This window comes from Pseudoalteromonas sp. EB27, assembly GCF_001974875.1.
Classification (GTDB): domain Bacteria; phylum Pseudomonadota; class Gammaproteobacteria; order Enterobacterales; family Alteromonadaceae; genus Pseudoalteromonas.
This window is the reverse complement of record NZ_MTQD01000002.1, coordinates 218118-241257: the sequence shown is the minus strand read 5'-3', so window position 1 is coordinate 241257 and position 23140 is coordinate 218118. Positions and strand designations below refer to the sequence as shown.

Genomic DNA, 23140 nt, shown 5'->3' with positions numbered 1-23140 from the left:
AACATCAATAGTCAAATCAATTCTATTGAAACTTAATGGCACTTTTACTTAAATGTAAACAAGGTGAAATTAATTATCACTGTCAAATAACGTTTAAATTATTCCACATTTACCAAGCGTTAAATTGGTCAGACCATTTCATGTAGATCCTGGGATATATTTCCCTTACAGTACAATCTGTTAGATTCAATTTAACTAATAAATCAATGACTGACGTAATTGGTAAACAATAGATACGCAAAATGAACGCTACTAAAGCCACTCTAACCACTTATTTTTAATAAATTTATTGCATTATTTTTAGTGCATACGTATGCAGACTTTTTACAGGATTAAAGGCTTCACGTATGCTTTTTGCAAATAACGTGATTAATCGTAATCACAATAAAGAATAGTCTAAATACTGTGTGGAATGACGGAGAAAAGCATGACCCAAAAGCAGTGGTATAAAGGTGCGGTTATTTATCAAGTTTATCCGCGTAGCTTTCAAGATAGCAACAGCGATGGTATTGGTGATTTAAAAGGGATTATTAATCGTATTGATTACATTAAAAGCTTAGGCGTTGATGCAATTTGGATTTCACCTTTTTTCAAATCGCCAATGAAAGACTTTGGCTACGATATTAGTGACTACCGTGACATTGACCCGCTTTTTGGTGATTTAAACGATTTTGATGAACTTATTAGCCAAGCCCATGATCGCAATATTAAAATTATAATTGACCAAGTGCTAAGCCATACGTCAGATCAACACCAATGGTTTACAGATAGCCGCGAAAATCAAAATAACGATAAAGCGGATTGGTATGTTTGGGCTGAAGCTAAAGATGACGGCACAGCACCTAATAATTGGCTGTCTATTTTTGGTGGTGGCGCGTGGCAGTGGGAACCTCGCCGTGGGCAATATTATTTGCATAACTTTTTAACCGAACAACCCGATTTAAACTTTCATAATCCTGACGTAAGACAAGCTGTACTTGATAACGTAGAGTTTTGGCTTAAAAAAGGCGTAGATGGCTTTAGATTAGATGCTATTAACTTTTGCTATCACGATGCACAACTTCGCGATAACCCAGCTAAACCAAAAGATAAGCGCCAGGGTCGCGGTTTTAGTGAAGATAACCCATACGCATTTCAGTATCATTACTACAACAACACTCAGCCAGAAAATATTGAGTTTATGCAAGACATTCGCACATTACTTAATAAATACCCAGGTACTGTATCGCTTGGCGAAATCTCATCTGAGGATTCATTAGCGACTATGGCGCAGTACACCCAAGGTGGCGATAAGCTGCACATGGGATATAGCTTTGAGCTCTTAACAAATGATTATTCAAGTGAATATATTAGAACTACTGTTCAAACTCTTGAACAACGTATGACTGAGGGTTGGCCGTGTTGGGCATTTAGCAACCATGATGTTGAGCGCGTAGCGAGTCGCTGGAGTGAAAATGGCATAATAAACCCTCAGCAATGTAAAATGCTAACCGCCCTACTTGCTTCTCTTCGTGGCAGTGTATGTATGTACCAAGGTGAAGAGCTTGGTTTAGGTGAAGCATCTGTTGCCTTTGAAGACTTACAAGACCCATATGGCATTACATTTTGGCCTAATTTTAAAGGGCGTGATGGCTGTAGAACGCCAATGCCATGGGAGCAAATTGATTCATCTCATGCCGGTTTTAGTGATGTAAAACCTTGGCTACCCATTGATGATGCACACAAACAGCAATCAGTTGCGATGCAAACAAATGATAGTCACTCAATTTTAAACGCCTACCGTGAGTTTATGGCGTGGCGAAAAAAGCAAACAGTTTTACTTGAGGGTGATATTGAGTTTATTGAAACGCCTGAGCCTGTTCTTGCTTTTTATAGAACGCTTGGAACGCAAAAAATGCTTTGCCTGTTTAATCTAAGTTCTCAACAAACAAATATTGATATGCCGACATCAATCGTTAAAGAATATAACGAGCTTAGCCACCACAGCGCAAAATTAAGCCAAGACACACTAACGCTTGAGCCTTTCGCTTGCTTTTATGCAGAGTGTTAATGAAATCAATAATTACACTTAATGTTACAGCTAAGCTCTAAACATAAAAAGCCCAAGTAAATTACTTGGGCTTTTTTGTGCATTTAATTTTTCTAATGACTTTGGGTTTTACTGTTTAAGTAATCAGTTAAAGCAAATAAAACGCCTGACATTACAAACGTGACATGAATTGTCACTTTCCAAAGTAGCTCATCACTTGGATATGCACCTGAGTTTATAAATACTTTTAATAACTCAACAGCAGAAATAGCCACTATCGCACTTATTAATTTCATCTTTAGACCTGAAAAACCAACTTTGCCCATCCAAGATGGTCTGTCTTCGTGATTATCAATATTAAGCTTAGAAACAAAGTTCTCGTAACCACTAAATGTAATGATCAGCAATAACCCCGCTAATAATGCCGTATCAACTAGAGTTAGAATACCGACAAGTAACTCTTGATTGGTTGCTGTAAATGTCGCAATACCCATTAAATAAAGCTGCTTAAAAAACTTTATTAACAACAGTACAACTGCAAATAGTAGACCCACAAAAAATGGGGCTAGTAACCAACGCCCTTTAAAAATAAAAGATTCTAATGCATGCTCTACTTTATTAGCTTGGCGTGGTTTTTTATTAGGGGTGTGTGATGACATTGGTTTGACTTTTAATTAAAAAAGCGACCTTAGCTTATAAACCACTACAACACAATGTCGCGAAATCCTGACAAGTGAATTACTCATCCTCACGATAAAAATATTTCGTTATCTTTTATTTCGTTTTCGTTTAAAAATCAATATACCAACAGAGTTGTTCTGGATTGGGCACTACTGGTTTAAACCTAACCTTAAACTGGGTAAATCAGTCATCACACCATTTTTTTAGGAATAAACGAATGAAAAAAGCATTGCTAGCATTAATCGTAGCTCCACTATTTGCAGTATCTGCGACTTACGCGGTAGCAGACGATGCGCCAACAGCTTCAGCCGAAATGGTAAAAGAATACACAGAAATGTGTGTTAACTGGGCTAAAGATGATGACGTAAGCAATGAAGAGCTAAATGCCTACGTATTAAAATGCGTAAATGATGAGCTTGAATCTGAAGGCTATAAAAAAGTATCTTCTGTTAAAATTTAATCATACCAATTGCATTAAATTAGCGATCTATTTAGTGCGGTAAAATGACTATGTTTTTAATAAAAATTAATATACCCAATACACTTAGTTAAATGTACTGCTAATAAAGCCGTTGCGAAAACATTTAACTAGGCACAAAAAAACCGGAATAGACACAAGCTGTGCATTCCGGTTTTTTTATGACTTTTTAAAAACTATAAAAAGCTATGAATAAGAAATACCTACTTATTCATTCTCTTTTTTAGTTTTAGGCTTTGCTTTGGCTTTAGGCTTTGCCTTAGCTGGTGCCTTTTTTGCAGCGGCTTTCTTTTTAGGTGCTGCCTTTTTCTTAGCTTCTTCTGTCCATTTACCTGCATCAAAATGAGCAGTCCAGCCAGTTGCTTTGCCGTCAACTTCAGTCATAACATACTGAGCTTTATTTTTACGGCTGTAGCGTACAACAGCAAGATTACCATCAGGATCTTTAGCCGGTGCATCAGCTAAGTAATAAAACTTAGGCGAGATGCGGTCTCTAAAGCGTTTTAACTCTTCTACCTTAGGTGCACGTGTTTCACGAGACTTAGGAAAAGTATTTGCAGCTAAAAATATACCCGCGGCGCCATCACGTAATACGAAATACGCATCTGACTTTTCACACTCTAACTCAGTAATGTGAACAGGATCTTCTTTTGGTGGAGCAGCTTCGCCACTTTTAAGTAGTTTACGTGTGTTTTTACACTCGTCATTATTACAGCCAAAGTACTTACCAAAACGACCCGATTTAAGTTCCATGTCAGAACCACATTTATCACATTCGATAATTGGTCCGTCATAGCCTTTAATTTTAAAGGTACCTTCTTCAACAATATGCCCTTTACATGCCGGGTTATTACCACACACATGTAACTTACGCGTTTCATCAATTAGGTATGAATCCATTGCTGTTTCACAAATAGGACAACGCTTCATCTGCATTAACTTTTCAGTTTCTACATCTTCTACATCAGCTGCAACAGCTTCATCACCCGACACTAAGTTCATTGTCGTAGTACAACGCTCTTTTGGCGGAAGGCTGTAACCAGTACACCCTAAGAAAACACCGGTTGATGCCGTGCGTATACCCATTTTTCGGCTACATGTAGGGCATTCAATATCGGTTTCAACCATCTCGTTAAGACGCATGCCACCATTCTCTGGCTCGTCTTTAGCGACAGTTAATTGCGTTGAAAAATCAGCATAAAACTTATCTAGAACTTGAGTCCATACACGCTCGCCTTCAGCGATATCATCTAAACGGCCTTCCATTTTAGCTGTAAAATCAAAGTTCATTAAATCAGTGAAATTTTCAACCAAGCGATCAGTAACTATTTCACCCATTTTTTCAGCAAAGAAACGGCGGTTTTCTACACGTACATAACCACGATCTTGAATCGTTGATATAATTGACGCATAAGTAGATGGACGACCAATACCGCGTTTTTCAAGCTCTTTTACTAAACTTGCTTCACTAAAGCGCGCTGGTGGTTTCGTAAAATGTTGCTTGGGATCAAGTTCGATTAAAGTAAGGATCTCACCTTCTTTAACAGCCGGTAGTGATTGATCTTCTTCGTTTTTCTTACGTACTGCAGGTTGTACTTTTGTCCAACCATCAAAGCGGAGCACACGGCCTTTCGCTTTAAGCTGGAAGTCGTTAGCCGCAACAGTTAGTGTTGTTAAATCGTATTCAGCAGGTACCATTTGGCACGCTACAAACTGACGCCAAATTAGCTCGTACAGCTTTTTAGCATCGGCGTCTACACCTTCAACATGACCAGATAACACGGTGACGCTTGAAGGACGTATTGCCTCATGCGCTTCTTGTGCATTACCTTTAGAGCTGTAGCTAATTGGATCTTTTGGTAAGTATTTAGCACCAAACTCGTTTGTTACATACTCACGACACATTTCAACGGCATCTTTTGAAAGATTAGTTGAATCGGTACGCATATACGTAATATAACCGCCTTCATACAAACGCTGAGCAAGCATCATGGTCTTTTTAACGCCATAACCTAAACGTGTACTTGCCGCTTGCTGCATGGTTGAAGTAATTAATGGCGCACTTGGGCGGCTTTTACTTGGTTTTTCTTCAACACTAATTACTTTGTATTCTGCATTCTCAAGACTTTTAACCGCTGCGCTAGCCTGAGCTTCATTTACAGGCTTAAAAGGCTTTCCTGCTTGTTTGGCTACTTCTAGACGTAACTCAGACTCAGTATTTTTAACGTCAGCGTGAATATCCCAAAATTCTTCAGGGATAAACGCCTTAATTTCACGCTCACGCTCTACTAATAAACGTACCGCAACAGACTGAACTCGTCCTGCAGAAAGTCCACGGGCCACTTTAGCCCACAATAAAGGTGATACCATAAAGCCAACAACACGGTCTAAAAAGCGACGTGTTTGCTGAGCGTAAACCATATCAGTATTAAGCTCGCCAGGTGTTTCAAACGCTTGCTGTATTGCGTTTTTAGTAATTTCGTTAAAAACTACGCGCTTATACTTAGCAGGATCACCACCAATGATTTCTTGAAGGTGCCAAGCAATTGCTTCCCCTTCTCTATCCAAATCCGTTGCGAGATATATTTGGTCTGCATTTTCAGCCAGCTTTTGTAATTCTTGAACAACTTTTTCTTTACCTGGCAGTATTTCGTAATGCGGATCCCAGCCTTGGTTTGGGTCAATACCCATACGCGCGACTAAGTTTGTATAATCTCGTTGCTTTTTATACGCTGCTTTCTCTTCAGGTTCCATTTTACGAACTTCTGCTGGCGTTTTAGTTGCCGGCACTTTAGCTTTGCTCGAACCTGAAGTAGGTAAATCTCGTACATGCCCAATACTGGACTTTACGATGAAGTCATTACCTAAATATTTATTAATTGTTTTAGCCTTAGCAGGAGACTCTACAATTACTAGCGATTTGCCCATAGTTGCCTATTTCTAACCAAATATTAAAAATGTGTTTTGCCGACATAAGCGGCGCGAATATTTATAGGTATATCTACAAACACTAGTTGTTACAAGCTTTTAATACAAACTTTTCAGTATTTACTGAATAAACGAACAATTTTTGTCGTTAAATTAAACAAACAGGTGTTTTTAGATTAATTGATGTGGAATATATAGAACAGAAACAAAAATGCCAACCTAAAGGTTGGCATTTTTAAAATAAAGCCTTATTTACTATCGTAAATTTCAACTCCTTTGGAGACTGTTTTAGTGCCACCAGCCTGAGTAGTAAACTCAAATGTTATTGAAAGTACACCGTCAAATTTATCATTACCATCTGCTTCTCGAGAAATACGAACATCTGAATACATTGGCTTATCCGTATTGGTACTTGGGATGATCGCGTTATTTTCGATAATAGATAAGTCACCATTTGTAGATGATATTGATACTGTTGTACCTGCAGGCAACGGATTACCAAACTCATCCGTGTAGTGAATACGAACAGTAATACCAGCTAAACCTACTTCTAATTGTTCAGGATCAGTTTCATCTGGGTCAGTTTCGTCATACGCAGGGTTATCTGCAAAAACATTTGACAAATCAACTGCTGAGATATCACAACGCTCAGATACATCGGATGGCTCAAGTACTGCAACAACTGAAACAGAGCAATCTGCTGGTACATAAACAGGATATGGTGCATCAAGAATATCCGTTGTTTTCAACACAGAAAAACGAACATATGGGTTATCTCCAGACATAACCAATTCAATTTGTTTACGCACTTCAATTAGCTCTCGAGAACACTCACCTGCAGTTTCAGCAGCTTCACCACATAATAAACCATTATATTTACCATCAGCAAAGTCATAAATACCGTCATTATCTAGGTCTCGCCATGTTTCATTATGACCACCACGTGAAATTAGCTCAGAACACTCATCTGTAGAGGGGTCATAACTTGAAGCGTCTGCATCACTACAGTTTGCTTTATCAAAGGTCGCATTTTCATTGTGATCTATAAACGCTTCAGGTAAATCGTAACTTGCGTAATACTCACCAATATCAAATAAACCATTGGTACGCTTAACATCATCAGTGGTTTGCTCATCTACAAAGTTTTCTTGCCCTTTAGTGACAGCTAGAATACTTACACGTCCACCCATAACAACGCCATCAGCATTATTTTTAGCGCGTGTAATACCATTAATACAAGGAGCTGCAATACCAAAATATGGGTCACAATTTATAATACCTGTTTTTGGATTTATTCCTTCCGTCGTGGTTGAATCACCATCGATGTCACCAATTCGGTTACCCCATTTATAATCATAAAATGGACGGTCTCCTTGAGAGCGCCAGGTTACAACACAAGTAGCGTCGTCAGTTTTACAAGTAACTTCATTGCTAGATGAGCCAATGACCCCTGCTTCAGCTAAAATAGTTGCTTCTACACCGTCACCATTATAATTATTAAATTGGTCACCAAAATATACCGTAATATCATTTAAAACACCGTTATAGTTAAGTGAGTTCGTATTAAGCGTATTTGGGCTTGCATCAAAACTGTTTTGGTCTGTCACGCCCGAAGCTAAAGTTAACTGAGCTGATACAGAGCTTATTTGCTCACTCAACGGAACTAAAGTTAGTGTCCCATCTGGACAAATTTCATTGGTTGGGTCTGCAGAGCACAGCGCAACATCATCAACCCAACATGTTAAGTCATCACCTTCAGGTAAATTATTAACATCTTCTTTAGAAATAAAACACGCTTTTACCACTAATGGACCAGGTACTATGCCAGATTCAACCGTTGTCTGAACAAAGCCTTCATTATTTGTATCACTTGTTCTAAGTGAAAGTTTAGCTGCACCCACTGAATCTGTTAACTTGAAATCAATACGTTGCTGCGTGGAAGCAAGACCATCCGCATCTATTAGCTTAAATCTAACAATCGATTGAGTCGGAGCTCCGCCTTCACCTGGAGGTAATGCAATAAATGTTTCACTGACATCAACAAACTGTATTGATTGTACCGCTGATGTTTCTACAGGAATAATCGTAGTTGCAGTGAAGTTTTTACCACCTGTTTCAACCGTGATATTAATATCATCATCAATACTACAACCTGTAGCTCGGTATGTTGATGTTGCTATACCACTTGATGATTTTACTGATGCATCAATTACTGAGTCGCCGCTAATTACACACGTTGAGCTGAACTCAACATCTGTTGGAGTTAAGTATAAATTACCATCCTCATCTAAAAGTGTTACTTCAATAACTGTACTACCACCTGCTTTTAAAGGGATAACATTTCCTGAAATATCTGTATTAAGCCCGTTATCAACCTCTAGGGTTAAATCAGCAATACCTACAGCAAAATTAGTTGAATTACTTTCACCTACAGACGTTACAGTCACGGTACCAGCTCCACCAGTATTACCAGGTTGCAATTTTAGTAAAGCAATACCAAAGTTATCGGTAAGGGCTGTCCCAGATGAAGGGAGAACAGAACCTAAATTTGTTGAAATATTAACAAGCGAATTTTTACTACCATCACCACTTTGCTCATCAATAACTTCAACAAATAATTCACCTAGTTCTGATGAAGATATTGTGTTGGCTACCGTACAACCCGATGCTGTTTGAGTAGGGTCAAGTTTTACACTAGAACGATTATCATCCCAGCCTGCGTTACAGCCTGTTAAAAGCTTTACTGATATAGAGAATTGTGCCAAATCAACTGGTGCAGAATCACCTGAAGAATAAAATACAGCTGTATTACTCACTTCTGTTGAGTTAGTAGGATTATAAGTTGCGACAACTTGACCTGCACCTTTAAAGCTACCACTAGAGAGAGTTACTTTTGCCTCCCCCGCTGAGTTAGTAATTGCAGTACCTAAGTCAGGCGTTATTTTGCCTGTGAAGTTTGTAGTAAATGTAACAAGTTGCTCGCTAAGTGCAACTCCATCATTTTTTAAAGTCGCTGTAACCGTCCCTAAATTATCGGTTGTAACCGGATTTGTATCCGAATACTTAGCGCCACTCTCATCGACTATATTTACCGTTAAGGTTGTTGAACCACTAACCCCCGTATCATCACCTTGCCCACCACTTGATTGAAAAGCAAAAGTACTTGTATAAGATTCACCATCGACTGTATAAGTAGCAGTTACTTCACCCGCACCGGCTTCAGTACCGGCGGTAAGTTCAACCGTTGCAATACCATCGTTTTGAGTTAATGCACTTGATGGAGACAATTCACCAATTTCATCTTCTAATGTAAAAGCAATACGCTTACCCGCGACAATTACCCCGTCTTGAGTAAGAGTTGCACGTAAATCTAAAGAGGAGGTAGCAGTAACAGAATTTGACTCTGTTGCGTCTGTCTGAGAATATCCCTTCAGTGAAACCAAATATGTACTAGTCTCTGTAGTGGAATCACCATCACTAATAGAACCGTCTTTTTCAAGTGACCCACCGCCACCACAGGCTGTGAGTAAAAAACTTAGCAATGAAATGCCGAGCAGTCGCATTAAAGGCATGAACCTCTCCCTAGCGTTGTTATTATAATCAAAATTAATTTACACTTAATATTAACCTATAACTTAGTCTAAAATCACAGTTTTTTATTACTTTTTTGTGCAAAATATTTTTAAATAAATACTAACTTTTTCTGTAGTAAATATTTCCTTGCTGGTAGTCTATGGCAAATTTATAAAAATGTAGATCAGGAAATATGTCAAAAATCCGTTCAATGAGTTTAACCACTCGCATCATGATTGGTATGGCGCTTGGGGTTGCAGTAGGTTTTATATTTCAGGCTATATTAGCTGGTGAAGACGATTATCTAATACCACTTGGGTTATTCTCTTTGCCAATTAAAGCCTTTTTTGTTGATGGTATTTTCCATGTTGGTGGTCAAATATTTATTGCCAGCTTGAAAATGTTAGTTGTGCCTCTTGTTTTTGTATCGCTTGTTTGTGGTACCTGTAGCTTAAGCGACCCTAAAAAACTAGGTCGATTAGGTGGTAAATCTATTGGTTTATATTTATTGACTACAGCTATTGCTATAACAGTAGCAATTACGCTTGCCTTATTATTTAGCCCTGGTGAAGGCATCAGCTTGCCATCTAATGCAACTTATGATGCTAAAGAAGCGCCTACTCTTGCCCGTGTAATTATAGATATGTTTCCTACAAATCCTTTTGAAGCCATGGCCAAAGGCAATATGCTTCAAGTTATTGTGTTTGCACTTTTATTTGGTGTAGCAATGGCATTGAGTGGGAAGGCGGGAAAACGTGTTGCTACCGTATTTGAAGATTTAAACACTGTGATTTTAAAACTAGTTACGCTTTTAATGAATATTGCCCCTTATGGCGTATTCTTTTTAATGGCAAAACTGTTCACAACAATTGAGCTTAACTTAATTGTGAGCTTAGCCAAATACTTTGGCGTTGTAGTGTTAGCACTGTTATTACATGCGCTTGTAAATTACACCGTATTACTAAAAGTACTTACAGGCTTAAACCCACTTATTTTCTTAGCAAAAATGAAGCACACATGCTTATTTGCATTTAGTACTTCAAGCTCAAGCGCAACTATGCCTATTACACTTGAAACAGCAACTAAAAAGCTAGGCGCTAACAACTCCGTTGCCTCATTCACTATCCCTCTAGGCGCGACCATTAACATGGATGGCACCGCTATCATGCAAGGTGTGGCTACCGTGTTTATTGCACAAGTGTTTAGTGTTGATTTAACAATATCTGATTATCTAATGGTTATATTAACAGCAACACTTGCCTCTGTAGGTACAGCAGGTGTACCTGGTGTTGGTTTAATAATGCTCGCAATGGTACTTAACCAAGTTGGCTTACCTGTAGAAGGGATTGCAATTATTATCGGTGTAGATAGATTACTTGATATGACACGTACAGCAGTTAACGTAACCGGCGATTGTATGGTTACCTGTGTTGTTGCCAAGTCTGAAGGTGAGCTTGATGAGAGCATCTTCAACGACCCTAATGCAGCTAAAGATTTAGAGGATTATCATAAATCTATTGATTCATAAGCTACATTTATACAGCTATAAAAAAACCTTGATGGAATCCATCAAGGTTTTTTTTCGAGTAAAAATAATTAAACTGAATCCTGAAAAGATTCTAATCTAAGGATTTAACGACTTAAACTTAGAAAGTAAGTTTATTCCCACTTTATTTACACCACTACTCAAACCAAGAGCTAGTTTATCGCTCAACCCTTTTTTAACTTTGTATTTAATCTTATAAATTTGGCGCTCATGTTGCTGCTCTAGCAATGCATCATCACTTGTTTTTATCACGTCTACCAAGCCTTTATCAATCGCTTGAGTTGCAAACCAATGCTCACCTGTCGCAACTAAGTTTATATCTAAGCTTGGACGTTGAGTGCTTACAAACGTTTTAAATAAATCATGTGTTTGTTCAATTTCTTCACGAAATTTTTCACGGGCCTTATCTGTGTTTTCACCAAATAAAGTAAGTGTGCGTTTAAATTCACCTGCTGTTATTTGCTCAAATTCAACATCATTTTTCTTTAATATTTTATTAAAGTTAGGTATTTGAGCTATCACACCAATAGATCCAACTATTGCAAAAGGGGCTGCAAGTATCTCATCCGCAACACACGCCATCATGTAACCACCACTTGCTGCTACTTTATCAATTGCAACACTCAGGGGAATACCCGCACTTTTAATACGCTGTAACTGAGATGCAGCAAGTCCATAGCCATGTACAACTCCACCACCACTTTCTAAACGAATAAGTACTTTGTCTTTACTTGGATCGGCAATAGAGATAATCGCCGTTATTTCTTCTCGTAAACTTTCTACTTCGTGAGCATCCATACTACCCACAAAGTCAATTACATATAAACGAGGTTTAGGCTCATCTTTATCTGCTTTTTTACTTTTTGATTTAAGTTGTTTTTGATGCGCTTTAAGCTCTTTTTTGCCCAACGTATTTTGTAAAAAACTCTCTTTAAGTTCAACTAACTGCTCTGATATATCGTCAATTTGTACTTCACCTTTTTTGGCCTTTGGCTTAACCGCAGCGCCAACTATTAGCATTAAAATAACTGCTATAGCGATAACAAAAGTAACTGTTTTAGCAAAAAACAAACCGTATTCGTATAAAAATTCCAACTGGTTTCTCCATTTATAAATTTCAGCTAATTTAGCATGCTTTAAAGCAAAAAAAAGCCACTTTTCAGTGGCTTTTAAAGGTTAATTATTTTACTGGTTATTAATCAGTCACAACCTCAGGGTTGGAAACTAATAACATCCGTCCTCGAGCAGCTAAGTAAGTCGCTACTTGCAACTGCATTTCTGCATTAGCAGCAGCACTGCCTTCAACAGTTGCAGCCTGCGCAGCATCTTGAGCTGGTGTTAATATAGAACCATGATGCCCTTTGGTAAATTTAACTAAATAGCTTGCTGGTGTTTCACTCAATGCTTGCGAAGTACTTACTGTTTCAAGACCCATCAAGTTAGCTAATGGAATTGTGCCAGAAATAGGATTATTAGCTGCCATTGGTGGTATCACTTGGTCAGGCTTGTTATCAACACCATCACCCACAACAACATTAGTATAAACAGGAGTACCTAATGCTTTTACAGTAGCTGCGTAGTTAGTTGGATCGCCACTATCTAGCGCTGTTTGTGCAGCAAATGCAAACTGAGTAAACACTCCTTGAATATTAGTAAGCTTACTTGTTTCACCAGCTGTAGTTAAAGAAGCTACATACTCGTTATAACCACAAGTTAAATATGCTTCCATATCTGGCAATAGTGCACCACAGTTAGACACTGCATCAGCTTGTAAGTATGCAGTAAATTCATCAGCTTCTGTTGTACCGGCTTGTGAAAGTACTGAACCTTGAATAAATGGACCAAACGCAGCAGATTCAAGTAAGAAGCTTGCTATACCGCCACCACCACTTGCAAGAGCTACCGTGTTTACATTAAATAGCGGATCAAGCGTCTCGGCTATTGGCGTGTTAGCTTGAGCAATAAAGGCTGGAGCAACAATCGAACCTAGCGAATGCCCGATATAGGTAACGTCTTTACTATTAATAGTTGAATCGTTAATAAAGTTTAAACCTAAACGAAGGCCTAATAAATCAGCTGCTGATTGACGTAAGCTATCACGTGCAACCAGTAATGAACTTAAGTTCATGTAACTAAGCACAGAACCTGTAGTTGCATTGAAGTCGTCAGTTCCATCACCATCAACATCTATTCCACGCTCACCATGTCTTGGATGGTCAATAGCAACTGTTGCAAAGCCTTGAATAGAAAGTTGGGCAGTTAAAGCAAGCATACTTTCTTTTTGTGTTGTAATACCGTGCTGCATAATAACAACAGGCCATCCACCTTCAGGCATAGCGATAGGATCTAATTGTAACTGTGCACGAACACCATTAATTATCGGTAAAATAGGTTTAGTAACTTGCACTGGCACATTTGCCATGCTTTGTACTTTTGGAATTGAGTTGTATTTTGTTAAATGACGTGTGCTGTCTAGTCCTAAGTCACGTAATTGTCCGTCACTTAATGCAGAACATAAACCATCATTTTCACTAATAGGATCTGCAGGAAATGCATCGCCTGCAACGGCCTTGTAACCAATTATTGCCACCGCGTTATCACACATACCTTGCCAATATGTATCACTTAAATCACTAATATCAGTACCCGTTGGTGTACCTAAATACATCGGTAACATAATGCTACCTTTTTGATATTGCACACCAGAGAATGCAGCAGAGACTTCTACACCCTGAGAAGCAAATACTTGTTGTACATTTACCATAGGTTGTTCAGGAACTTGAAGTGCAGGCGTTGGTAAAGCTGGCTCTTGCAAGCTTGCAGCTAGTAACTTTTTAATTGTCCCAAGTACAGGACCTGCTGATTGAATAGTCATCGCACTAGAAAAAATAATATCTTCTTTTGTGATATCGCCTGAGCTAACTACTACATTTTCGTAACTGTTAACAGCCCCCTGCAAACCAAGTTGGGCTTCTGTAATTAATGGCGCTTCTTGTTTAACCAATCCATAAGTAGAAGAAGGCTCAATAGAACGCCCTAATGAATCTTTAAGCCCTGTAGTTAATACATTGATGTATGAGCTACCTGCCGTAAATGGTTTTAAAGGAATAATTGCAACGGCATCACCAGAAGCTTGAGTAACAAAGTCAACACCAAAAGTAAGCTCACCGACCAATTTACAAGCTGTACCGGCAGCTACAACTGAACATTCTGCGTCAGTTAAGCTTGCACCCATTACAACTTCAAAAATTCTTACTGTACCAGGTGTTCCAGCAGACGTTTCATCTAAGCTAACATTTGGTGGGAATGTTAAATCGATTTTATAAGGAACCTGCGAAGACCAACCATCAAGTGCACCTAGTGCAAGTTGAGGGTCTGCATAAGCTGCGCGCGAAATAGACACATTATTGTCATCTAATTCTCCAGGAATATTAAGTGTACCGTCTTGAGTTCCGCTCATTAATAAATCATTAGGAACTGATAAGATACCTGCCGCTGGGTCAAATGTAACTGTTGCTGTAGGAATGACTGGTGCTGTGTCGTTTTTGACATCTGTTAACGTTTCTCCACCGCCACAGCCTGCTAAAGCTGCTGTAACCGAGAGTGAAAGTAGCATTTTTTTCATATTGTTGGCTCCGCACGTATTTTATTTTTATAGTGTGTTTAATCAGTGTATTAAGTTAAAACAATGTAATCAGATTATTAATGAGACATTAGACCAGTTAAACTTAACGTAAAGTTTCTATTTTCGCCACCTAATTTTACAATAAATTCGATTACTTCACGTTTCGCTATGTTAAAATCAAAAAAATTATATGAATTGGTACTTTTATGCACACATATCAAGCAGCTGAAAACGCACTTAAAGATAAAGTTATTTTAATAACAGGCGCCGGTGATGGTATTGGCCGAGTTGCAGCAATTACGTATGCAAAATACGGCGCTACAGTTATCTTATTAGGAAAAACAACTAATAAACTTGAATGTGTTTACGATGAAATTGTTAATGCTGGCTACCCTAAACCTGCAATAGTCCCTATGGATTTAAAAGGCGCTACGAAGCAAAACTACCGTGACCTTGCTGCAACAATCGAATATCAGTTTGGACGCCTTGATGGATTGCTTAATAATGCAGGTATTTTAGGGTCACTCGGTCCGCTTGAACATTTTTGCTCATCTACGTTCGAAAACATAATGAAAGTAAACGTGACTGCACAAGCAATGATCACTAAAGCACTTTTTCCTGTTCTTCGTAAGTCTGATAATGCATCGATAGTATTCACGTCATCAGGTGTAGGCCGCAAAGGTCGTGAATTTTGGGGGCCTTATGCCATCTCAAAATTCGCAGTAGAAGGTATGATGCAAACATGGGCATGTGAAGTAGGTAAAACGAATATTCGTATAAACTGTATTAACCCAGGTGCAACGCGTACCTCTATGCGTGCAGCTGCATACCCTGGCGAAGATAGAGAAACGCTTGCTACACCAGAGGATTTAATGCCTACATATTTATATCTAATGAGTGACGATTCAAGTGAAGTGAATGGCGAATCGTTAGATGCTCAAGTAAAAAAGTAATTTAGAGTTTAAATAATTTAAACAGCACATTAAAAAAGCCGCAATTAGCGGCTTTTTTGTGTTCAATAAATAACTAATTGATTATTTACGTTTAGTCGGCTTAACACGCTGATTGTGTTTTTTAACTGCTTTACGAATTTGGTTGATTTTAGCGCGTTTATCTTTGCGTTTTTCAGGCATAACAGAAAGCTTAGTTTGTGTTTCGCGGCCTAATTTAACGGTTTTACGCAAGTAGTTAACTGTTTCTAAATCATACTCCATCCAACCACCTTGTGGCACCCGCTTATCAAGCTCTAGTTTACCGTAACGAATACGAATAAGACGAGATACTTCCGCATCTTGAGACTGCCATAAACGACGAACTTCACGGTTACGTCCTTCATTTAACGTTACGTTAAACCATCGGTTAACGCCTTCACCACCCATAGGGGTTACAGTCGTGAATTTAGCTGGACCATCTTCAAGCTCAACACCGCGTAGTAAGTTTTTAACCGTTTCATTGGTTACTTCACCAAATACACGCGCAGAGTATTCACGCTCTACTTCATAGCTTGGGTGCATTAAACGGTTTGCCAGTTCACCATCGTTTGTAAAGAGCATCAAACCTGATGTATTAACGTCTAGTCGACCAACCGCAATCCAGCGATCGCCATCAATACGCGGAAGTCGGTCAAATACAGTACGACGTCCTTCAGGATCTTTACGTGTGCTTAACTCACCTTCTGGTTTGTTATACATAATCACACGACAGATTCGGTCTGCTTTTTCTTCAATTTTTACACTGTGTCCGTCAACACGAATCAAATCGGTTTCTTCAACACGGTCACCTAACTTTGCCACTTTACCGTTTACACTAACGCGGTTTGCGTCAATGTATTTTTCCATTTCACGGCGTGAGCCTACGCCTGCACGGGCTAAGACTTTTTGTAACTTTTCACCTTGTATAATACTCATTCGGATGGTTCTCTCACAGAAGGATCGCTCAATAACTGGTTAATTTTACTTTGCTGCTCTGTTGGCAACGCAGGTAAATTTTCAAGCCCAGTTAACGAAAAATAATCTAAAAATTGCTTAGTAGTTGCATATAAAGCCGGCTTACCCGGAACCTCTTTATGCCCTACCACTTTAACCCACTCTCTTTCGAGTAAGGTTTTAATAATATTCGAACCCGTAGTAACACCTCTTACTTGCTCAATTTCGCCGCGTGTAATGGGCTGCCTGTATGCTATAAGTGATAATGTTTCCAGTAAAGCACGCGAGTATTTTGGTGCACGTTCTTGCCACAAGTTATTTAACCAAGGGCTTAAACTACTGCATGCCTGAAACCGATACCCACTACCAACCTCAACTAAGCGAATACCACGAGTTTGAAAATGTTCTTGTATTGTATCTATTGCGTCATTTATTCGTGCCATAGAAATAGCTAAATCTATTAATACGATGTCTTTAAGGTGGCGTTTACTAACAGGCTTATCTGCAACAAAAATAGCTGCTTCAATGATCTCAACTAGTTGTTCATCACTAATTCGTCGACCCGCCATACACACTCTTAACAAATAAAAATACACAGCCATCTATTATGACAGAACAACACCAAACTAGGAAAATATATCTATCAAATAACTAAATTTAAAACACAAAAAAGCCAGTGACTAGCACTGGCTTCTTTGTTGCTTATTAAAATGACAACTATTAACTATGTTTAATGGCTTCTAATGCATCATCTTCAGCTACTGCGTTACCGTATTTTTTAATGTAACCCATAAACTCGCTTTTACTGATCCGCTTATCTTGGTTTTTATCCATATAACCAAAATGATTTGAAATATCATCATCGTTACCTTCAACTACCGAGATATAGCCATTGCTGTCGTTATCTAGACTTGCAAAGCTGCTTTCAATTTTATCGAATTTAGCAATTTCAGCTTTAAATGCCGACTCACTTACTTCAGAATCAGTAGCTACTTTACCATTGTTTAACTTCATGTAAGTGTTAAATTCTTTGCGGCTAATTTCGTTATCCATATTGGTATCAATATTTGAAAAGTGACCCCAAATGCTATCGTCATCAGCTTCAACTTTTGAGATGTAGCCATCGCTATCATTATCTAAACTTGCAAAGTCACTGTCTATTCTTTCAAGACCTTGATTAGATGAACAAGCCGCTAGGCTTAATGATGCTAAAATAGTGGCTGCTAATGTTAACTTTTTCATAAGACGTATCCTTCGTAATTAATTAAATGTCACTTTAACTAATACAAATCTAATGCCAATAATAGTTAACTTATAATAATCAATAACTTAATCTCATTCGGTATATTTATTAAGCAGTTTCAATAAGTTAAGCTTGCAAGCTTTGCAAACTACCTTGTAATTTTTGCAAAAAAATACCCGGTAAAAACCAGGTATTTCAATTTTACTTATATAGTTAAGCTAACAATTAGATTGCTGCGTTTTGGTAGCGCTTAACAAACTCAGTAACGTTTTGACCATTACATTTTAATGAGTTCAGGTTACCAATTTTTTGACGAACAGGTGCTAAACCTTGTTTTAAAGCCGTCATACATAGTTGAGTTTCTTGTTGAGCGTCTTTTGCAAATACTTCTACTTTCTCAACTGATGCGTTGCTTAATGTCGTTTTTTTAGCAATATCACGAATATCTTCGCCATTACATAAAATGCTTTTAGAAAAACGAGATAGGTAAACACCGTGCTGGGCAGCTTCTTTACGAGCAACGCTAAAGCCTTCGTTTGCACTTAGTACGCATAACTTAGACTCAATTTTGTTATCTTGGCTAAAGTAAGTATTGCTTTGTGCTGACGCAGTTGCAGATGCTAGTAAAGCAGTGGCTAAAAGTAGTTGTGTTTTCATGAGAGATCCTATTTGAACGAGCTAAACAAGTGAATTTCGCGCATTATATATTCAATAAAGTTAAGTTCAATTGAATTTTTTATTTATTTAAATAATTAATATTGTATTCACAATGTTTAAACTTTACCCATCATTTGATCAACATTTACGCAGCTATTATCTCAATTCAGTCATGTTATGTACGCGTATTTACTGATACAATTTAAGCTATTAAATAGAACCAATTTTAAGGTAAATTTTATGAAAGTGATTTCTTTCAATATCAATGGTCTGCGTGCTCGTCTTCACCAATTACAAGCAATTATCGACAAACATCAACCAGACGTTATTGGCTTGCAAGAGATTAAAGTTCACGACGAAGCATTCCCATTAGAAGATGTACAAAAAATGGGATATCACGTCTACTTTCATGGTCAAAAGGCGCATTATGGCGTAGCTATGTTATGCAAAAAAGAGCCTAAATCGGTCTTAAAAGGTTTTGCCACCGATACAGATGAATCGCAAAAACGCATGATAAGCGTCACTATTGAACAAGAAAACGGTCGCGACCTTACTGTCATGAATGGCTATTTCCCACAAGGTGATAATATTAATCACGAAACTAAATTCCCTTATAAACGTCAATTTTATAAAGATTTAATGACACACCTTGAAACCAACCACACACCCGATCAAGATGTAATTGTCATGGGTGATATCAACATATCACCCACCGATTTAGATATTGGTATTGGCGAAGTAAATGCTAAACGTTGGTTAAAAACAGGTAAATGTTCTTTCCAACCGGTAGAGCGTGAATGGCTTGCAACACTACTTAATTGGGGTTTTAAAGACACCTTTAGAGAGCAAAACCCCGAAATAGACGATCAATACTCGTGGTTTGACTATCGCTCTAAAGGGTTTGTAGATAATCGAGGACTTCGTATAGATGTAGTGCTTGCAACCAACGAACTTGCAGCACGCTGCATAGATACCGGTATTGATTACGAACTTCGCGGTATTGAAAAACCGTCAGACCATGCCCCTATATGGTCAACATTTAAGTAATTATTATGCTCAGCCTAACAATGCAGGGACTGCTTTGGTCCCTTGTAATTATCATTGCTATTTTAAGCTTTGATAAAAAAACATATAAAACATTACTGAATACGCCAGTCCGTCAAACTGGCGTGCTTGCGTGTGCGTTAGTGTTTGCAATGCTTTGGCGAATAAAGGCAGGAATTTTAACGGGCCTTGATTTGCACATACTAGGTGTTACGGCTGCGACATTAATTTTAGGCTGGCGATTGACTATTTTAAGTAGCCTACTTGCCACAGCACTGCTCGCTGCCTTTGGTCAAATTGAACTTGAGCTGTTACCAGTACAACTGCTTATTGGTGCGTTTATTCCTATTTTATTGAGCTATCTTGGCTTTATAATTAGTTACCAATATTTACCTCGTCATTTTTTTGTTTATATATTTGTTTGTGCGTTTATAACCGCGGGATTTATAGCCTGTATAAAAATAAGCCTAGGTGCTTTATTTTACTTAGCTATAGGGCAATACAATTGGCAAGAACTTGCAGATAACTACGTTTATCTAAGTGCCATAATCTGGTTTCCTGAAGCAATGCTCAACGGCATGGCTATAACGATTATGATCACCTATCGCCCGCATTGGGTAAAAACTTTTTACGATAAGGACTACCTAGGCTCATGAGTCTACAATATCAATGCCCGCTGTGTACCCTAGCACTTTTAAAAGCTGATTCAACACTTCGTTGTGCTAATAACCATAGCTTTGATTTTGCCAAAGAAGGTTATGTTAATTTACTGCCTGTGCAACAAAAAAACTCAAAACAACCGGGTGACTCACTTGAAATGGTACAAGCCAGACGCGCATTTTTAGAGCGTGGTTATTATGGCTTCTTGCAACGAAATCTTAGCGACATAGTTAGTAATATAAGTGCAAATACAGTAATTGACTTAGGATGCGGCGAAGGATTTTATACCCAAGCAATAGCAAGTAAAACAAATGCTATAGTATATGGTGTCGATATTTCAAAATCAGCGGTTAAATATGCAGCAAAGCGCTACCTTAATTGCCATTTTAGCGTGGCATCAATCAGCCAAGCGCCCTTTAAAAGCCAATTTGCCGATGTACTTGTTAGCGTATTTGCACCTTTGTTTGAGCAAGAGCTCGAACGCCTTGCAAATCAAAACGCAACATTAGTGGTTGCAAGCCCAGGCCCTTGTCATTTAAAAGAGCTAAAATCGTATATATATTCAGAAGTAAACGAACATACTGAAATATCCACTCCAAAAGGGTTTCAAAAATCGGAACAGATCCTTTTAACAGAGCATGTAGCACTTAGCTTTACTGATATTAAAAACTTAATAATGATGACACCATTTGCATGGAAATTTAGACCCGAGCACTGGACAGCACTCGAAGAAAAAGGTGAACACACTGTCACCTTATCATTTTATATTACTCAGTTTACCAAAATAGATAATGGTATAACTCTCTAAAACTGCTCTTTAGTAAATGCCCTGTCCATTTTTTCAAACATATCTTTGAGTAAATTGGCAAGCTCCATATAACGGGGCTTGTTTTCACTTAACTGCGCTTGATATCCATTAGCTGCCATTTTAGTGTACAGCTCGTTATACCATTTTTGCATCGCAGGCTCTAAAGGCGTTTGCGCTCGCTTACCTAACCAAAATAGACCTTGTAATGGTAGAGATATGAAAAATAATGCACTCGCAATGGCTTGTGGTAAAAAATCAGAACCTAAGTAATTTAGCTGAAAAAACAATGTTAGCATGGCTAAGATTGGCATTACTGTAATAGCAAGCTCAGTCGCTCTGATCACTCTAAACTCTAAAAACAAAGGCGCAAGCTCTTTGCGCATTGGCCATTTTTTACCATACAAACGGCCTGTTTGTAGTTGTGACATCACACTTTTTTGCATCATGAATCCTCACAGATACTGCTTTTAAATACAATAGAAAAACGAGCTATACCCAAAGTGTAACACAAAATGAAGGAGTTACACTTTCTCAGTAAAAGAGCTTAAATTTACCCTTTAATGGCGAACAATCCTAACTTAAACATCTTAAATAAGGTAAAGTATTTAACATTGCGTTAACCACTTTGCAATTGAACATTCAATTGTTTTAGCTTTATTTAATACCGTAAGTGTAACGATTACGTATTAACGTTTACTTACTAAATTTGTTTATGGAAATTGAATCTATGCCAACAACCTCCCCTAAAGCCCAACATGTTTTAGTTTTAAACTGTGGTAGCTCTAGTTTAAAGTTTGCCATTATTGATGCAAACGACGGTCACGAAATTATCTCAGGCCTTGCTGAGCGCTTAGGCGCCAAAGCACCCTCTATTAAATACAAATTTAATGGTGCTAAAACAGTTATCGACTTAGCGGCTAACCAAGCACATGCTGAGGCTATAAATACGCTTGTAAGCTTAATAAAAGATCACAAACTTGATGAGCAACTTATCGCAGTAGGCCATCGTGTTGTGCATGGCGGCGAGCACTTTACGCAATCTGTATTGATTGACGAAAAAGTAATTGCAGGCATTACGCAGTCAGCAACGCTTGCACCGCTTCATGGGCACGCTAATTTACTAGGTATATCATCTGCGCAGGCATCGTTTGAAGGTTTGCCACAAGTCGCGGTGTTTGATACTGCATTTCATCAAACTATGAGCGAAGTTGCCTTTCTTTACGCTCTTCCATATAAGTTGTACACCGAGTTTGGTGTTAGGCGTTATGGTTTTCATGGCACAAGTCATTTTTATGTTGCAGGGCAAACAGCAAAGTTACTAGAGCAACCTATCGAGCAAAGCAATTTTATTAGTGCCCACTTAGGCAACGGTTGTTCTGTATGCGCGATTAAAAATGGTAAGAGTGTTGATACCAGCATGGGACTAACGCCTCTAGAGGGGCTGATAATGGGCACACGTAGCGGCGATATTGACCCTGGTTTATTTAACTTTTTAACCACCCAACTTGATTACACAGCCCAGCAAATAGATAACCTACTAAACCAAAAAAGTGGCTTGTTAGGTATTAGCGAGCTTTCTAACGATTGCCGTACTATTGAAGAAGCCGCTATAGCCGGGAATAAAAAAGCGATACTCGCAATTGACATGTTTTGCTACCGCCTTTCAAAACAAATCGCGGCGTATATGGTGCCATTACAGCGTCTTGATGCTGTGATTTTTACGGGTGGTATTGGTGAAAACTCAGATATTATTCGTGAAAAAGTAATTACACAACTTGCCTTTTTAGGCATTAATTGTAATCCGCAAGCCAACCTTAATGCGCGCTTTGGTCAAGGCGGTGTTATTAGCTGTAAAAATTCACATGTCAAAGCAGTTGTAATGCCAACTAATGAAGAGTGGGTTATTGCCCTTGATGCGGCAAATATTGTGAAGGAGCTTTAAT

General features: G+C 38.4%; 18 protein-coding genes. 8 read left to right on the top strand and 10 right to left on the bottom strand.

Annotation, left to right across the window (positions count from 1 at the left end; genetic code table 11):
• The first annotated feature begins 427 nt into the window (after positions 1-427).
• Positions 428-2050, top strand: a complete 1623-nt coding sequence (locus BW142_RS03680; RefSeq protein ID WP_076923922.1) for an alpha-glucosidase family protein — start codon at positions 428-430, stop codon at positions 2048-2050.
• Between the two features lie 92 nt (positions 2051-2142).
• Here the strand turns inward: BW142_RS03680 and BW142_RS03675 are convergent, their stop codons facing one another.
• Positions 2143-2688: a TIGR00645 family protein gene (locus BW142_RS03675; RefSeq protein ID WP_007582598.1), complete on the bottom strand. Its 546-nt coding sequence runs from the start codon at positions 2686-2688 to the stop codon at positions 2143-2145.
• 239 nt (positions 2689-2927) lie between these two features.
• Between BW142_RS03675 and BW142_RS03670 the strand changes: the two genes are divergently transcribed.
• On the top strand, positions 2928-3170 hold the full coding sequence (locus tag BW142_RS03670; RefSeq protein ID WP_007582596.1) for a hypothetical protein: 243 nt from the start codon (positions 2928-2930) through the stop codon (positions 3168-3170).
• 225 nt (positions 3171-3395) lie between these two features.
• Here the strand turns inward: BW142_RS03670 and topA are convergent, their stop codons facing one another.
• Positions 3396-6116: a type I DNA topoisomerase gene (topA, locus tag BW142_RS03665; RefSeq protein ID WP_076923921.1), complete on the bottom strand. Its 2721-nt coding sequence runs from the start codon at positions 6114-6116 to the stop codon at positions 3396-3398.
• A 248-nt stretch (positions 6117-6364) separates the two neighbouring features.
• A complete protein-coding gene (locus BW142_RS03660; protein ID WP_076923920.1) occupies positions 6365-9688 on the bottom strand; it encodes a hypothetical protein in 3324 nt (1107 codons plus the stop codon).
• 194 nt (positions 9689-9882) lie between these two features.
• On the opposite strand from BW142_RS03660, the gene BW142_RS03655 reads away from it, so the two are divergent.
• The gene (locus tag BW142_RS03655; RefSeq protein WP_024599384.1) at positions 9883-11217 is read left to right on the top strand and encodes a dicarboxylate/amino acid:cation symporter; all 1335 of its coding nucleotides are present in this window, start codon (positions 9883-9885) and stop codon (positions 11215-11217) included.
• Positions 11218-11313: 96 nt separating this feature from the next.
• On the opposite strand, the gene sohB is transcribed toward BW142_RS03655, so the two are convergent.
• Positions 11314-12330 carry a protease SohB gene (gene sohB / locus BW142_RS03650; protein ID WP_076923919.1) on the bottom strand — a complete coding sequence of 339 codons (1017 nt, stop codon included), beginning with the start codon at positions 12328-12330 and terminating at the stop codon, positions 11314-11316.
• Positions 12331-12430: 100 nt separating this feature from the next.
• Positions 12431-14860, bottom strand: coding sequence for a VolA/Pla-1 family phospholipase (locus tag BW142_RS03645; RefSeq protein WP_024599382.1), 2430 nt, complete (start codon positions 14858-14860; stop codon positions 12431-12433).
• Positions 14861-15066: 206 nt separating this feature from the next.
• Here BW142_RS03645 and BW142_RS03640 point away from each other — a divergent pair, with 206 nt between their 5' ends.
• Complete coding sequence (locus tag BW142_RS03640; RefSeq protein WP_076923918.1) at positions 15067-15813, top strand: YciK family oxidoreductase; 747 nt, start codon at positions 15067-15069, stop codon at positions 15811-15813.
• Positions 15814-15894: 81 nt separating this feature from the next.
• Here BW142_RS03640 and rluB read toward each other — a convergent pair whose 3' ends face one another.
• The 4 genes from rluB to BW142_RS03620 form a co-directional block, all read right to left on the bottom strand.
• The gene (gene rluB, locus BW142_RS03635; RefSeq protein WP_007582584.1) at positions 15895-16767 is read right to left on the bottom strand and encodes a 23S rRNA pseudouridine(2605) synthase RluB; all 873 of its coding nucleotides are present in this window, start codon (positions 16765-16767) and stop codon (positions 15895-15897) included.
• Entirely contained in the window at positions 16764-17354 is a 591-nt protein-coding gene (gene scpB, locus BW142_RS03630; protein ID WP_024590449.1) for an SMC-Scp complex subunit ScpB, read from the bottom strand. Before scpB ends, rluB begins: the two co-directional genes overlap by 4 nt.
• Positions 17355-17505: 151 nt before the next feature.
• Positions 17506-18027: a major outer membrane lipoprotein gene (locus tag BW142_RS03625; RefSeq protein WP_076923917.1), complete on the bottom strand. Its 522-nt coding sequence runs from the start codon at positions 18025-18027 to the stop codon at positions 17506-17508.
• Positions 18028-18253: 226 nt separating this feature from the next.
• Complete coding sequence (locus BW142_RS03620) at positions 18254-18685, bottom strand: hypothetical protein (RefSeq protein ID WP_007582577.1); 432 nt, start codon at positions 18683-18685, stop codon at positions 18254-18256.
• A gap of 240 nt (positions 18686-18925) precedes the next feature.
• On the opposite strand from BW142_RS03620, the gene xthA reads away from it, so the two are divergent.
• Genes xthA through BW142_RS03605 form a run of 3 tightly spaced genes read left to right on the top strand, consistent with a single transcriptional unit; the run spans position 18926 to position 21197 of the window.
• Positions 18926-19732, top strand: a complete 807-nt coding sequence (gene xthA, locus BW142_RS03615) for an exodeoxyribonuclease III (protein ID WP_024599378.1) — start codon at positions 18926-18928, stop codon at positions 19730-19732.
• Between the two features lie 5 nt (positions 19733-19737).
• Positions 19738-20385, top strand: a complete 648-nt coding sequence (locus BW142_RS03610; RefSeq protein ID WP_076923916.1) for an energy-coupling factor ABC transporter permease — start codon at positions 19738-19740, stop codon at positions 20383-20385.
• Entirely contained in the window at positions 20382-21197 is an 816-nt protein-coding gene (locus tag BW142_RS03605) for a putative RNA methyltransferase (protein ID WP_076923915.1), read from the top strand. The genes BW142_RS03610 and BW142_RS03605 overlap by 4 nt, the downstream gene beginning before the upstream one ends.
• Here BW142_RS03605 and yfbV read toward each other — a convergent pair.
• Complete coding sequence (yfbV, locus tag BW142_RS03600; RefSeq protein ID WP_076923914.1) at positions 21194-21640, bottom strand: terminus macrodomain insulation protein YfbV; 447 nt, start codon at positions 21638-21640, stop codon at positions 21194-21196. The two genes, BW142_RS03605 and yfbV, sit on opposite strands and share 4 nt — an antisense overlap.
• 284 nt (positions 21641-21924) lie before the next feature.
• Here yfbV and BW142_RS03595 point away from each other — a divergent pair, with 284 nt between their 5' ends.
• Positions 21925-23139, top strand: coding sequence for an acetate kinase (locus BW142_RS03595; protein WP_076923913.1), 1215 nt, complete (start codon positions 21925-21927; stop codon positions 23137-23139).
• Position 23140 lies beyond the last annotated feature (1 nt).

Excerpts from the sequence above, each read along its gene's own strand:
- xthA (WP_024599378.1), top strand. The coding sequence starts at position 18,926 with ATGAAAGTGATTTCTTTCAATATCAATGGTCTGCGTGCTCGTCTTCAC.
- BW142_RS03605 (WP_076923915.1), top strand. The coding sequence starts at position 20,382 with ATGAGTCTACAATATCAATGCCCGCTGTGTACCCTAGCACTTTTAAAA.
- BW142_RS03655 (WP_024599384.1), top strand. The coding sequence starts at position 9,883 with ATGTCAAAAATCCGTTCAATGAGTTTAACCACTCGCATCATGATTGGT.
- BW142_RS03670 (WP_007582596.1), top strand. The coding sequence starts at position 2,928 with ATGAAAAAAGCATTGCTAGCATTAATCGTAGCTCCACTATTTGCAGTA.
- yfbV (WP_076923914.1), bottom strand. The coding sequence starts at position 21,640 with ATGCAAAAAAGTGTGATGTCACAACTACAAACAGGCCGTTTGTATGGT.
- rluB (WP_007582584.1), bottom strand. The coding sequence starts at position 16,767 with ATGAGTATTATACAAGGTGAAAAGTTACAAAAAGTCTTAGCCCGTGCA.
- BW142_RS03680 (WP_076923922.1), top strand. The coding sequence starts at position 428 with ATGACCCAAAAGCAGTGGTATAAAGGTGCGGTTATTTATCAAGTTTAT.
- BW142_RS03675 (WP_007582598.1), bottom strand. The coding sequence starts at position 2,688 with ATGTCATCACACACCCCTAATAAAAAACCACGCCAAGCTAATAAAGTA.
- scpB (WP_024590449.1), bottom strand. The coding sequence starts at position 17,354 with ATGGCGGGTCGACGAATTAGTGATGAACAACTAGTTGAGATCATTGAA.
- BW142_RS03620 (WP_007582577.1), bottom strand. The coding sequence starts at position 18,685 with ATGAAAACACAACTACTTTTAGCCACTGCTTTACTAGCATCTGCAACT.
- topA (WP_076923921.1), bottom strand. The coding sequence starts at position 6,116 with ATGGGCAAATCGCTAGTAATTGTAGAGTCTCCTGCTAAGGCTAAAACA.
- BW142_RS03595 (WP_076923913.1), top strand. The coding sequence starts at position 21,925 with ATGCCAACAACCTCCCCTAAAGCCCAACATGTTTTAGTTTTAAACTGT.
- BW142_RS03660 (WP_076923920.1), bottom strand. The coding sequence starts at position 9,688 with ATGCCTTTAATGCGACTGCTCGGCATTTCATTGCTAAGTTTTTTACTC.
- BW142_RS03640 (WP_076923918.1), top strand. The coding sequence starts at position 15,067 with ATGCACACATATCAAGCAGCTGAAAACGCACTTAAAGATAAAGTTATT.
- BW142_RS03645 (WP_024599382.1), bottom strand. The coding sequence starts at position 14,860 with ATGAAAAAAATGCTACTTTCACTCTCGGTTACAGCAGCTTTAGCAGGC.
- BW142_RS03625 (WP_076923917.1), bottom strand. The coding sequence starts at position 18,027 with ATGAAAAAGTTAACATTAGCAGCCACTATTTTAGCATCATTAAGCCTA.
- BW142_RS03610 (WP_076923916.1), top strand. The coding sequence starts at position 19,738 with ATGCTCAGCCTAACAATGCAGGGACTGCTTTGGTCCCTTGTAATTATC.